This is a genomic window from Pseudomonas sp. NFACC25 (assembly GCF_900100935.1).
In the GTDB taxonomy this organism is placed as follows: Bacteria; Pseudomonadota; Gammaproteobacteria; order Pseudomonadales; family Pseudomonadaceae; genus Aquipseudomonas; species Aquipseudomonas marginalis.
The window spans coordinates 1-13,176 of the sequence record NZ_FMUC01000016.1 but is presented as its reverse complement, the minus strand read 5'-3'; the positions used below and the strand labels follow the sequence as shown (position 1 = coordinate 13,176).

General features: G+C 62.4%; 10 protein-coding genes and 1 pseudogene. 8 read left to right on the top strand and 3 right to left on the bottom strand.

Annotation, left to right across the window (positions count from 1 at the left end):
• The first annotated feature begins 5 nt into the window (after window positions 1-5).
• Together BLQ09_RS26330 and BLQ09_RS26325 are read left to right on the top strand one after the other, a co-directional pair.
• Window positions 6-1,097, top strand: coding sequence for an NADH:flavin oxidoreductase/NADH oxidase (locus BLQ09_RS26330; protein WP_092359078.1), 1,092 nt, complete (start codon window positions 6-8; stop codon window positions 1,095-1,097).
• A 281-nt stretch (window positions 1,098-1,378) separates the two neighbouring features.
• Window positions 1,379-3,505, top strand: a complete 2,127-nt coding sequence (locus BLQ09_RS26325; RefSeq protein WP_092359076.1) for a TonB-dependent siderophore receptor — start codon at window positions 1,379-1,381, stop codon at window positions 3,503-3,505.
• 216 nt (window positions 3,506-3,721) lie between these two features.
• Here the strand turns inward: BLQ09_RS26325 and BLQ09_RS26320 are convergent, their stop codons facing one another.
• On the bottom strand, window positions 3,722-4,762 hold the full coding sequence (locus BLQ09_RS26320; protein ID WP_139202139.1) for a hypothetical protein: 1,041 nt from the start codon (window positions 4,760-4,762) through the stop codon (window positions 3,722-3,724).
• Window positions 4,763-4,849: 87 nt separating this feature from the next.
• On the opposite strand from BLQ09_RS26320, the gene BLQ09_RS26315 reads away from it, so the two are divergent.
• Entirely contained in the window at window positions 4,850-5,410 is a 561-nt protein-coding gene (locus BLQ09_RS26315; protein ID WP_027603616.1) for a hypothetical protein, read from the top strand.
• 36 nt (window positions 5,411-5,446) lie between these two features.
• Here BLQ09_RS26315 and BLQ09_RS26310 read toward each other — a convergent pair whose 3' ends face one another.
• Window positions 5,447-6,169, bottom strand: coding sequence for a FadR/GntR family transcriptional regulator (locus BLQ09_RS26310; RefSeq protein ID WP_027603617.1), 723 nt, complete (start codon window positions 6,167-6,169; stop codon window positions 5,447-5,449).
• Window positions 6,170-6,217: 48 nt separating this feature from the next.
• A complete protein-coding gene (locus tag BLQ09_RS26305; protein ID WP_027603618.1) occupies window positions 6,218-7,954 on the bottom strand; it encodes an IlvD/Edd family dehydratase in 1,737 nt (578 codons plus the stop codon).
• 192 nt (window positions 7,955-8,146) lie between these two features.
• On the opposite strand from BLQ09_RS26305, the gene BLQ09_RS26300 reads away from it, so the two are divergent.
• The 5 genes and pseudogenes from BLQ09_RS26300 to BLQ09_RS26280 all read left to right on the top strand — a co-directional run.
• Window positions 8,147-9,469 (top strand): MFS transporter, encoded by a 1,323-nt coding sequence (locus tag BLQ09_RS26300; RefSeq protein ID WP_027603619.1) that lies wholly within the window; start codon window positions 8,147-8,149, stop codon window positions 9,467-9,469.
• Between the two features lie 15 nt (window positions 9,470-9,484).
• The gene (gene araD1 / locus BLQ09_RS26295) at window positions 9,485-10,477 is read left to right on the top strand and encodes an AraD1 family protein (protein ID WP_092359072.1); all 993 of its coding nucleotides are present in this window, start codon (window positions 9,485-9,487) and stop codon (window positions 10,475-10,477) included.
• Between the two features lie 10 nt (window positions 10,478-10,487).
• A complete protein-coding gene (locus BLQ09_RS26290; protein ID WP_092359070.1) occupies window positions 10,488-12,068 on the top strand; it encodes an aldehyde dehydrogenase (NADP(+)) in 1,581 nt (526 codons plus the stop codon).
• Window positions 12,069-12,087: 19 nt separating this feature from the next.
• Entirely contained in the window at window positions 12,088-12,951 is an 864-nt protein-coding gene (locus BLQ09_RS26285) for an SMP-30/gluconolactonase/LRE family protein (protein ID WP_027603622.1), read from the top strand.
• A gap of 37 nt (window positions 12,952-12,988) precedes the next feature.
• Window positions 12,989-13,176: pseudogene (locus tag BLQ09_RS26280) on the top strand (arabinose ABC transporter substrate-binding protein); the annotation flags it as partial.

The window sequence follows — 13,176 nt, the reverse complement described above, 5'->3', positions numbered from 1 at the left end:
TCTCAATGTCCGCTTTGTTCGAACCGTTCACACTCAAAGACGTCACCCTGCGCAATCGCATCGCCATCCCGCCGATGTGCCAATACATGGCCGATGACGGCATCGTCAACGACTGGCACCTCGTGCACCTGGCCAGCATGGCCCGTGGCGGCGCCGGTTTGCTGGTGGTCGAGGCCACCGCGGTAGCGCCTGAGGGGCGTATCACCCCAGGCTGCGCCGGTATCTGGAGCGACGCCCACGCCCAGGCGTTCGTGCCCATGGTCAAGGCCATCAAGGCCGCCGGCTCGGTGCCAGGCATCCAGATCGGCCACGCCGGTCGCAAAGCCAGCGCCAACCGCCCGTGGGAAGGGGACGACCATATGCCTGCCTCCGATGCACGCAGTTGGGAAACCATCGCGCCGTCGGCCATCGCCTTCGGTGCCAACCTGCCGCAAGTGCCACGGGCCATGACCCTGGACGACATCGCTCGGGTCAAGCAGGACTTCGTCGACGCCGCCCGCCGTGCCCGTGACGCCGGCTTCGAATGGATCGAACTGCACTTCGCCCATGGCTACCTGGGCCAGAGCTTCTTCTCCGAGCATTCCAACCAGCGCACCGACGCCTACGGTGGCAGCTTCGACAACCGCAGCCGTTTCCTCCTGGAAACCCTCGCTGCCGTGCGCGAGGTCTGGCCGGAAAACCTGCCGCTGACCGCGCGTTTTGGTGTAATCGAATACGACGGCCGTGACGAACAGACCCTGACCGAATCCATCGAACTGGCCCGCAACTTCAAGGCCGGCGGCCTGGACCTGCTGAGCGTCAGCGTCGGTTTCACCATCCCCGACACCAATATCCCGTGGGGCCCGGCCTTCATGGGCCCGATCGCCGAGCGCGTGCGCCGCGAAGCCGGCATCCCGGTGACCTCAGCCTGGGGCTTTGGCACGCCGCAACTGGCGGAAGGTGCGTTGCAGGCGGGGCACCTGGACCTGGTCTCGGTCGGTCGTGCGCACCTGGCTGACCCGCATTGGGCGTACTTTGCGGCCAAGGAGCTGGGCGTGGAAAAATCCTCCTGGACCTTGCCGGCGCCTTACGCCCATTGGCTGGAGCGCTATCGCTGATCGGATCCATTTCTAAAGTTGTATAAAAATCCAAATGTGGGAGGGGGCTTGCCCCCGATAGCGGTAGACCAGTCGATGTTGCTGTGACTGATACACCGATATCGGGGCAAGCCCCCTCCCACGTTTGGCTCGCGTCCAATTTCCTACAGATCGATACAAAGCTGTTACCTGAAAAATAGTGAATGAGAATAGATGTCAAACGCGAATGGATTGATATACCATTCCCGCGTTTTTTGGCAGGTTTGCCGCCCCATCTGGCTCATTCACTAGGTTCAACATCCATGCGTCGTACCCTGATTTCCCTCTGCGTGCTTCAGGCGTTTTCCCCGTTTACCTGGGCCGAGGTTGTCCCTGCCGACAAGGCCAGTCTTGAGCTGCAAGCCACCAATGTCACTGGCGAGGCGGACTACGAGACGGCGCAAGGGCCGGTCAAGGGCTACCACGCCACACGTTCGGCGAGTGCGACGCGCACCGACACCTCGATTCATGAAACCCCGCAGTCCATCAGCGTCGTGTCCAAGGATGTGGTCGAAGACATCGGCGCCACCCGTTTGCAGGATGCCCTGGACTACGCCGGTGGCGTCGGTCGTGCCAACAACTTCGGCGGCCAGGGGCTCACCACCTTCACCGTACGTGGCTTCACCACCGGCGAGTTCTACCGCAACGGTTTCCCGATCAACCGCGGCTACCCGAACATGCCCGACGCCAACACCATCGAACGCCTCGAAGTGCTGCGCGGCCCGGCAACCATGCTGTATGGCCGTGGCGATCCCGGCGGCACCTTCAACGTGGTGTCCAAGCAACCGCTGGCCGAGCCGACCGTGACCCTCGGCAGCCAACTGGATGACCAGGGCATGCAGCGCGCCACCCTCGACGCTTCCGGCCCGCTGGACGAACAAGGTCGCCTGGCCTATCGCCTGAACGTGGTGGGCGAGGGCGGTGACACCTTCCGTGACCATGTCGAAACCGAACGCTATGGCGTGACCCCGGTGATCACCTGGCAGGCCAGCGATGACACCAAGGTGATCTTCGAAGGCGACTTCATGCGCAACAACCACCCGCTGGACCGTGGCCTGACGCGCTACCCCAATCAAAAAGGCACCGCCTCGCGTGACACTTTCTGGGGTGAAAAAGACGCCGGCAAACTGCACAACGACAACAGCATGGCCCAGCTGCGTTTCGAGCACCTGCTCAATGACAGCTGGACCCTGGGCGGTGGTTTCCAATGGCTGGACGGCACCTTGCAAGGCAATGCCATTGAAGCCAACGGCCTGGCCGCCGACGGTCGCACCCTGGGCCGCAACTTCAACTACCGCAAACTGGAGTGGACCGACAAGGACACTCAGCTCAACCTCACCGGGCATTTCTCCACCGGTGGTTTCGACCACACCTTGCTCACCGGCGTCGAATTCGAAGACTACGACTACAAGTCGATCATCCAGCGCTCCAGCGGCGCAGTGGGTGCTTATGCAATCGATATCTTCAACCCGGTCTACGGCCAGGCGCGCCCGAACCTCACGCGTACGCCGACCCACGACAAGGAAAACCTCAAGACCTACGCGGCCTTCGTGCAGGATCAGGTGGCCCTGACCGAGCGCCTTAAAGTGCTCGCCGGCGCACGCTTCGAGCGTTTTGAACACGACTACCACACCTACGTGCCGGGCGGTAAAAGCTGGGAAGCCAGCGACAACGCGGTCACCCCACGCGTGGGCGTGATCTACGACCTCACCGACACCGTCGCGGTCTACGCCGACGCCGCGCGTTCGTTCAAGCCCAACACCGGCGCCAGTCGCCAGGGCGGTGGTTTTGAGCCGGAGAAAGGCAAATCCTACGAGATGGGCATCAAGTGGGAAGCCCTGGACCGTCAACTCAGCGTCGACGCCGCGATCTACCAGATCGAGAAGAAAAACGTGCTCACCACCGACCCTCTCGACTCCACCTTCAGCGTCGCCGCCGGCCAGGTGCGCAGCCGTGGTTTCGACCTGAACGTGGCGGGCAATATCACCCCCGAGTGGCGTGTGATCGGTGGCTATGCCTACGTGGACGCCGAAGTGACCAAGGACAACACCCTGCGCAGCGGCACGCGCTTGCTGAACATCCCGCGCAACAGCTTCAGCCTGCTCAACGTCTACGAGTTCCAGGACGGCGCCCTCAAGGGCCTGGGCCTCGGCGCGGGTAGCAAGTATGTGGATGAACGGGCCGGGCAGACCGCCAACAACGCCTTCTCGATGGACGCCTACACCGTGGTCGACCTGCTCAGCTACTACAAGGTCAACGACAAGGTGCGGCTGAACCTGGACGTGAAAAACCTGTTCAATCGCGAGTATGAAGAAGGTGCGTTCGGCAACGTGTACGCCTACCCCGGCGAACCGCGCACGGTGCAGGTAGGCATTGCCTATACCCTGTAACGCCGCCTGATTGGCTTGCAATGGCCCAGGTGATTGCAAGCCACGTCACAGCCCCGGCAGAAAAGGCACTAAGATCTACCCGATAGATGGGAGTCAAATGTTGGGGGGCAAGTCAGATCCTCGCACCGCCCCTCCCACATGTTCTTTCACCTGATTTCAGGGCAGGGGCGGCGCGTTTCACCAGGCGCCGTCGAATCTTCTATCCCGCGTCTGTTATCAATTCTGCCAGCACTGCGCATAGCGCTCACACACGCTATAACGTTTGTCCAATTCGGCCATGTGTGCCCAGTTGTCGGCCATTGCTTCCTTTTCCAGCACTTCATTGAGCCTGCGGTAGAACTGCAGCATCGCACCGTTGACAGCCAATGCCTGAGTGATGTCGGTGGCCGGGGTATCGGGCACCAGGGTTCTTAATGTGGGCGTGTCCAGTCGTGAGAGGCGCGCACGGTACTCAACCTTGTACTGCTCAAGTGCCTTGGCCTTTACGCCCTGAGCCTGGACCAGGTAGTTCACGACGTTCTGACGATACTGCGCCCAATAGGCATCCGGCAGATCAAGGTTCATCTGGGCCTTGCGCTTGTTGACCACCAGATCAGTTGCGTGACCGCGCGCGCTGTCGTCCAGCGGGCTGGCCTGGGGTTTCATTTCCGCGATGATGCTCGGGGCGATAATCTGCTCGGCCAAGGCATCACGCTCCGGGGTGGCGGGGAGGCCTTTCGGCGGCGCGGGGAACAGCGCATTGGCACCTACGCAGCTGGGCAGTCCTTTATTGATCACCGGGACCGGTGAGCGCACCACCTGGCCTTTTACTGAATGCAGACGTTTGAGTGTCGTCACACACTGGCTGCCTGCGCCAGTGAACGTCACCTCGTATTCCGCGCCGTTTTGCGGAGTGAGGGTGAAAGCCATGCCGCACACCGAACCTGTGCCTTGGGTATTCAAGTGCAGGAACAGTTCTTTGTTGGCGGGCAAGCGGATTTCCAGGTAGGGCGTTTTTTCGGAGACCGGCGGCATCGACATGTCCGCCCGCCTGCGGGTGTTGGCCAGGAACAGATTGTTAAGGATGCCGGTGGTCTGTCCATCGCAATGTTGCGCATCTATTACACTCAGCGTGGCACTGCTCATGTCGCTGACAAATCGTAGCTTGGCAGCATCCGGTCCGGTGGCATCGGGGTACGTACCCGACACGCTGCAGCCGCTCAATATCAACGCGAAAAATGTTGCGCCGAGCGCACGGCCTGCAAATAAATTACTCATGAAAGGGAGGTCATCCTTAACGCCGATGTTGAGAAGTGCCGCATGATACTGGCAAAGTTGAACTTTTTTCGATGGACCGAGGATTGAATGCGCAAAATAAGTCAGTTGTTTGTGATCGGAACCGTGGCCTTGATGAGTGCCTGCTCGGCATTGCCACCTGAAATGGCATTGGATTCGAAAGTCTATTCCGCCGAAAACGCAGGTCTTGTCCTGGGCGCACTGATCGAGGGTGGGCCCTACGGAACCTGGATGAGCTTTCACAATGTGGACACCGGAAAAGACTATGGCTGGGGCCCCAAGGACTACTACTCGGCATGGTTGCCTGGAGGCACCTATGAAGTCAGTGACCTTGGCTCGCGTCGTGGCGTGATGGGGCCCTACTCGAAGCCGCTGCGCTTTACCGTCACCAATGGACAAATCAATTACGTGGGCGAAATGACCTATGGTTGCCCGCTCGCGGCTCGCCCGGCCGCGATCTATGGCGTGAAAAACTGCGGACTCCTTGCGTTGGGGACCTGCACCGTTGATTACCCCAGCATTGGCATCTGTGTGGTGGATCGACAGGAGCAGTCCGTTCGCACCTTCGTCAAGCAGCACCCGCAATATTCCGAGCTACCGGTCAAGTCGGCCGTGATGTCGACGCGTTGACCCTTGCGCCGAGTTGAGCGTGGAGGCTCAATCGGGTTATAGCGGCGTCAGCACATTCATCACCGTATCCAACGCCACCCGCGTGTCATCCAGCTGCACCAGCGACGCATGCCGCGCGCCGAGGGCGTCGCGGTTCTGGATCGCGGTGAGGATCGCCTTGTGCCGGGGCAGGCTCAGGCCCTGGATGTCCGGGCGGCGGTTGGTGATGTTGATCGACTCGCGCAGCGGCAACGACAGCATGTTGCACATATAGGCGAGCAGGTCGTTACGGGTGGCATCGGCAATGGCGCGGTGGAAGTCCAGGTCGGCCTGCAGCAGCTGTTCGTGGGTCTGCGCGGTTTCCATGCCCTGGTAGGCTTTTTCGATGGTGGCGATGTCTTCATCGGTGGCGGTGGTCGCGGCCATGGCGGCGATCTCCGGCTCGAGGATGCGCCGCACACCGGCCAGGGTATTGAAAAATTCACTGTGGGGCGTGGACTGCATCAACCAGGACAATACGTCCGGGTCGAGCAGGTGCCATTTCAAGCGCGGCCGCACCACTGCACCCACCCGTGGCTTGGAATACACCAGGCCCTTGGCGCTGAGCACCCGGGTCGCCTCGCGCAATACCGAACGGCTGACCTTGTACTCCTCGCACAGCGTGGCCTCCATGGGCAGCCGTTCTTCGGGCTTGAAGCGACCTGAAACGATGTGCATGCCCAAGTCCTGAACGATCTGGGCATGCATGCTCTTGCGCGGCTTGGACGGCTGGTGATCCATAACGACAGGGATGCTCCGACTTAAATTCGCGGCATCATAGCATCCCAATTAGTGGGAATGCCGGGGGACTTCAGCCCCACGGCAACCCACCAGGAAGTCAAAGTCGCAACCCTGGTCGGCCTGCAGCACATGGTCGATATACAGCTGGCGGTAGCCGCCGACGATCAGGTTCTGCGGCGGTTTCAGGTCGGCCATGCGCGCCGCCAGCTCTGCGTCGGGGATGTCCAGGTGCAGGCGACCGTTGGCGCAGTCGAGTTCGATCCAGTCACCTTCCTTCACCGTGGCCAACGGTCCGCCGGCCGCGGCTTCCGGCGCCACGTGCAAGACCACGGTGCCGTAGGCGGTGCCGCTCATGCGCGCATCGGAGATCCGCACCATATCGGTCACGCCCTGGGCCAGCAGCTTGGCCGGCAAGCCCATGTTGCCGACTTCGGCCATGCCTGGGTAACCCTTGGGCCCGCAGTTTTTCATGACCAGGATCGAGTTGGCGTCCACGTCCAGTTCCGGGTCGTTGATGCGCGCCTTGTACATGTCGAAGTTCTCGAACACCACCGCACGGCCGCGATGCTGCATCAGCTCGGCGCTGGCGGCCGACGGCTTGAGCACCGCGCCGAGTGGCGCCAGGTTGCCGCGCAACACGCAAATGCCGCCGTCGGCGCGGATCGGGTTGTCGAGGGTGCGGATCACTTCGTCCTGGCCGTAGATCGGCGAATCCTTGGTGTTCTCGCCGAGGGTCTTGCCGTTGACGGTCAAGGCGTTCGGGTGCGGGATCAGGTTGGCTTCACCGAGGCGGCGCAGCACGGCGGGCAGGCCACCGGCATAGTAGAACTCTTCCATCAGGAAGCGCCCGGACGGTTGCAGGTCGACGATGGTCGGCATGCCGCGACCGATGCGGGTCCAGTCGTCCAGGTCGAGCTCGACACCGATGCGCCCGGCGATGGCTTTCAAATGGATCACGGCGTTGGTCGAACCACCGATGGCGGCGTTCACGCGGATGGCGTTTTCAAACGCTTCCTTGGTGAGGATCTTCGACAGCTTCAAGTCTTCGCGCACCATCTCCACCGCACGCATGCCGGACATATGGGCCAACACATAACGCCGCGCATCCACCGCCGGGATCGCCGCGTTGTGGGGCAGGGACGTGCCCAGTGCCTCGGCCATGCAGGCCATGGTCGACGCAGTACCCATGGTGTTGCAGGTGCCCGCCGAACGCGACATGCCGCCTTCGGCCGCGAGGAAATCATCCAGGGTAATGGTGCCGGCCTTGACCTGTTCGCTGAGCTGCCACACCACGGTGCCCGAGCCGATGTCCTGGCCCTTGTGCTTGCCGTTGAGCATCGGCCCACCGGTGACCACGATGGCCGGCACGTCGCAACTGGCGGCGCCCATCAGCAGGGCCGGGGTGGTCTTGTCGCAGCCGGTCAGCAGCACCACACCGTCAATCGGGTTGCCGCGAATGGCTTCCTCCACGTCCATGCTCGCCAGGTTGCGGGTGAGCATGGCGGTGGGGCGCAGGTTGGATTCGCCGTTGGAGAACACCGGGAATTCCACCGGGAAGCCACCGGCCTCGATCACGCCACGTTTGACGTGCTCGGCGATCTGGCGGAAATGCGCGTTGCACGGGGTCAGCTCCGACCAGGTATTGCAGATGCCGATGATCGGCTTGCCATGGAACTGATGGTCGGCGATGCCCTGGTTCTTCATCCAGCTGCGGTACATGAAGCCGTTTTTGTCGGCGGTACCAAACCACTGGGCGGAGCGTAGGCCGGGCTTTTTATCAGACATGATCGATTCTCTTATTGTATGACTATATGTTCTATTCGTGCTTAAACATAAGCGCAAAATCGATGCTTTGGAAGAGTTGTTTTGCAAATAGTCCTACTATATAGTCTGGCTTAACTGAGGTATGACCCTGGCGGATTTCCGCGAGAGGCGTCCCCCGAGCTTCTATAAAAACAACAATCGGAGATCGACCCCATGAGCCAGGAACTGCGGCTTATTCGGCGCATCACGCTGAAACTGATTCCCTTCCTGATCCTGCTGTACCTGATCGCCTACGTGGACCGTTCCGCCGTGGGTTTTGCCAAGCTGCACATGGGCGCCGACGTCGGTATCGGCGATGCGGCCTATGGCCTGGGCGCGGGGTTGTTCTTTATTGGCTACTTCCTCTTCGAGATCCCCAGCAACCTGATGCTCGACCGCTTCGGCGCACGGCGCTGGTTTGCGCGGATCATGATCACCTGGGGCGCGATCACCATCGGCATGGCCTTCGTGCAAGGGCCGCACAGCTTCTATGTGATGCGCTTCCTGCTCGGCGCGGCCGAAGCCGGATTCTTTCCCGGCGTCCTGTACTACATCACCCAATGGTTCCCGGTGCGCCATCGCGGCAAGATCCTCGGGCTGTTCATCCTCTCCCAACCGATTGCGATGATGATCACCGGCCCGGTGTCCGGCGGCCTGCTGGGCATGGATGGCATCCTCGGCCTGCATGGCTGGCAGTGGCTGTTCATCGTGATCGGCACCCCGGCGATCCTGCTGACCTGGCCGGTGCTGCGCTACCTGCCGGATGGCCCCAGGCAGGTCAAATGGATGAGCGACGACGAAAAGGCCTGGCTCACCGGTGAGCTGGACAAAGACCTGCAAGCCTACGGCCAGACCCGCCACGGCAACCCGCTGCATGCCCTCAAGGACAAACGCGTGTTGCTGCTGGCGCTGTTCTACCTGCCGGTGACCCTGAGCATCTATGGCCTGGGCCTATGGCTGCCGACCCTGATCAAACAGTTCGGCGGCACCGACCTGGTCACCGGCTTTATCTCCGCCGTGCCGTACATCTTCGGCATCATCGGCCTGCTGATCATCCCGCGCAGTTCCGACCGTTTGAATGATCGCTACGGCCACCTGGCGGTGCTGTATGTGCTCGGCGCCATCGGCCTGTTCTGCAGTGCCTGGCTGAGTGTGCCGGTGCTGCAAATGGCCGCGCTGTGCCTGGCGGCGTTTGCGCTGTTTTCCTGCACCGCAGTGTTCTGGACCTTGCCGGGGCGCTTCTTTGCCGGCGCCAGTGCGGCGGCGGGCATTGCCTTGATCAACTCGGTGGGCAACCTCGGCGGCTATATCGGTCCGTTCGTGATCGGTGCGCTCAAGGAATACACCGGCAACCTCGCCTCGGGCTTGTACTTCCTGTCCGCGGTCATGGTGTTCGGGCTGGTCCTGACCGGCGTGGTCTACCGCGTGCTGGAGCGCAAGCACGTACTGCCCGCCGATCAATTCGCCGCCAGCGCCCGTGGCGCCACACGTACTTAATCTGGGAGAAGTCTGATGCGTTTAGTTCAGTTCGAGTCAAGCAACGGTGAACGCCGGGTCGGCGTTGTAGAAGGCGCCACAGTGCGCGAAGTGCGTACCGCGCGCAGCGTGCGCGAACTGGCGCTGGCCGCCATCGAGGCGGGCGTCAAGTTGCAGCAGCAGGTCGAGAGCCTGGGCCTGGGCGACAGCCATGACTACGCCGCACTGTTGGCCGACCTGAAGATTTTGCCGCCGCTGGACCACCCGGACCCGGCCCATATGCTCATCAGCGGCACCGGCCTGACCCACCTGGGCAGTGCCTCGGCGCGGGACAAAATGCACCAGCAGGCCGGCGATGAGAGCGCCTTGACCGACACCATGCGCATCTTCAAATGGGGCGTGGAGGGCGGCAAGCCCGCTGCCGGCCAGGCTGGCGTGCAACCGGAATGGTTCTACAAGGGCGACGGCAGCATCGTCGTGCGCCCAGGTGAAGCCTTCCCGGTGCCACCGTTTGCCGAAGACGCCGGTGAAGAACCGGAAATCGGCGGCCTGTATGTGATCGGCCCGGACAGCCAGCCCTATCGCCTGGGTTTTGCAGTGGGCAACGAGTTCTCCGACCACATCATGGAGCGCAAGAACTACCTGTACCTGGCCCATTCCAAGCTGCGCAGTTGCAGCTACGGCCCCGAACTGCGCGTGGGCGAGTTGCCCCAGCACCTGGCCGGCACCAGCCGCATCCTGCGTAACGGCGAGGAAATCTGGCGGAACGAATTCCTCAGTGGCGAGGCCAATATGTGCCACAGCCTGGAAAACCTCGAGTACCACCACTTCAAATACCGCCAGTTCCTCAAGCCGGGCGATGTGCACATTCACTTCTTCGGCACCGCCACGCTGTCATTCGCCGATGGTATACGTACCCAACCGGGCGATGTGTTCGAGATCAGCCAGGCCGAGTTCGGCGCGCCGTTGGTCAATGGCGTCGGCAGCAGCGAGGCGGCCTTTGAACCCGGCCAAGTCACCCCCCTTTAAGGAGATCAACATGACCCAGTTCCTCGGCCACAACTACATCGGCGGCCAGCGCAGCGCCAACGGCAGCGTCAAGCTGCACAGCGTCGATGCCAGCACGGGCGAAACCTTGCCGCAGGATTTCTACCAGGCCACGCCGGAAGAAGTCGACGCCGCTGCCAAGGCTGCCGCCGCGGCGTATCCCGCGTACCGTGCGTTGAGTGCCGCGCGCCGTGCGCAGTTCCTGGACGCGATCGCCGACGAGCTGGATGGCCTGAGCGATCACTTCATCGAGCTGGTCTGCCGCGAAACCGCGCTGCCCGCCGCACGTATCAAAGGCGAGCGTGGGCGTACCAGTGGCCAGATGCGCCTGTTCGCCACGGTGCTGCGTCGCGGTGATTTCTACGGCGCACGCATCGACAAGGCGTTACCCGACCGCCAGCCACTGCCACGCCCGGACCTGCGCCAATACCGCATCGGCCTGGGCCCGGTGGCCGTGTTTGGCGCGAGCAACTTCCCCCTGGCGTTTTCCACCGCCGGCGGCGATACCGCAGCGGCACTGGCGGCCGGTTGCCCGGTGGTATTCAAGGCCCACAGCGGGCATATGGCCACGGCTGAACAGGTGGCCAATGCAATCATTCGTGCGGCAGAAGCAACCGAGATGCCGGCGGGTGTATTCAACATGATCTTCGGCGGCGGCGTCGGCGAGGCGCTGGTCAAGCACCCGGCGATCCAGGCAGTGGGCTTTACCGGCTCGCTCAGGGGCGGTCGCGCCTTGTGCGATATGGCCGCGGCGCGCCCGCAGCCGATCCCGGTGTTTGCCGAGATGTCGAGCATCAACCCGGTGATCGTGCTGCCCCAGGCCCTGCAAGCGCGGGCGGAAGCGGTCGCACGGGATCTGACCGCATCGGTGGTGCAAGGCTGCGGCCAGTTCTGCACCAACCCTGGCCTGGTGATCGGTATCGCCTCGCCGCAGTTCACTGCGTTTACCCAACAGGTCGCCCAATTGATCGGTGAGCAACCGGCGCAAACCATGCTCAATGCCGGCACCCTGAGCAGCTACGGCAAAGGCCTGGAAAAACTCCTGGCGCATCCTGGCATTCAGCATGTGGCCGGTAGCACCCAGGCGGGCGATCAGGCGCAACCGCAGCTGTTCAAGGCCGATGTGCGCTTGCTGATCGATGGCGATGAAGTGCTGCAGGAAGAAGTCTTCGGTCCTACCACGGTGTTTGTCGAGGTCGCTGATCAAGCCCAGCTCAGCGCCGCCTTGCACGGCCTGCACGGCCAGCTCACGGCGACGATCATTGGCGAACCGGCAGACTTTCAACAGTTCGCCGAACTCACGCCGCTGCTGGAACAGAAGGTCGGGCGCATCCTGCTCAACGGCTACCCGACCGGCGTCGAAGTCTGCGATTCGATGGTGCATGGCGGCCCGTACCCGGCTACCTCCGATGCCCGTGGCACCTCGGTCGGCACCTTGGCCATCGACCGTTTCCTGCGCCCGGTGTGCTTCCAGAACTACCCGGATAGCCTGCTGCCCGACGCGTTGAAAAACGCCAACCCCCTGCGCATCCAGCGCCTGGTGGATGGCACGCCATCCCGCGACTCGCTGTAAACACTTATCAGGAGGCGTCATGTCGTGTACCGCTGTCACTGAGCACCGTGCGCAACTGGGGGAAGGCCCGTTCTGGGACGTGCCGACCCAGGCGCTGTACTGGGTCAATATCGCCGGCAAACAGGCCCTGCGCCTGATGGGCGGGCAGTTGCAGATCTGGCAGTTGCCCGAGCACGTTTCGGCGTTTATCCCGTGTGAACGCGGTGATGCGCTGGTGACCCTGAGCAGCGGTGTCTACCGCCTGGACCTGGCCACCGAAGCCCTGACCCTGCTGTGCGTGGCCGACCCACAACCGGGCAACCGTGGCAATGAAGCGCGCTGCGATGCCCAGGGCCGCCTGTGGCTGGGCACCATGCAGAACAACATCGGCGAACACGGCGAAGACCTGCCGATCACGCGGCGCTCCGGCGGCCTGTTTCGCATCGATGCGGATGCCCAGGTCACGCCGTTGCTCCACGGCCTGGGCATTCCCAACACCTTGCTGTGGAGCGAGGACGGCCGCCAGGTGCATTTCGGCGACAGCCTGGACGCCACGCTCTACCAGTATTCGATCCAGGCCGACGGCCAACTCGAGCCCGCAACGCCGTGGTTCGGGCCGCACTTGCGCGGCGGGCCGGATGGCTCGGCCATGGACAGTCAAGGCTACATCTGGAACGCCCGTTGGGACGGCAGTTGCTTGCTGCGCCTGACGCCCGAGGGGGAGGTGGACCGCATTATCGAGTTGCCCGTGAGTCGCCCCACCAGTTGCGTATTCGGTGGCCCCAACCTCACCACTTTGTATATCACCAGCGCCGCCAGCCCATTGGATCACCCTCTGGACGGCGCGGTGCTGGCCATCGAAGTCGATGTACCCGGCATGCCTTGCCATCGCTTTGCCGGTTAACCCCAAGACTTAAAAACAACAACAAGGAGTCACCCGTATGAATCATCGTCGTCGTGGTATCCGTTCCCTGTGCTGCGCCGCTGTGGCGGTCTCGGCCATGAGCTTGAGCGGGCTGTTGCTGGCCGCTGAAGAAGTGAAGATCGGTTTCCTGGTCAAGCAGGCCGAGGAACCGTGGTTCCAGACCGAATGGGCCTTTGCCGAAAAAGCCGGCAAGGAACATGGCTT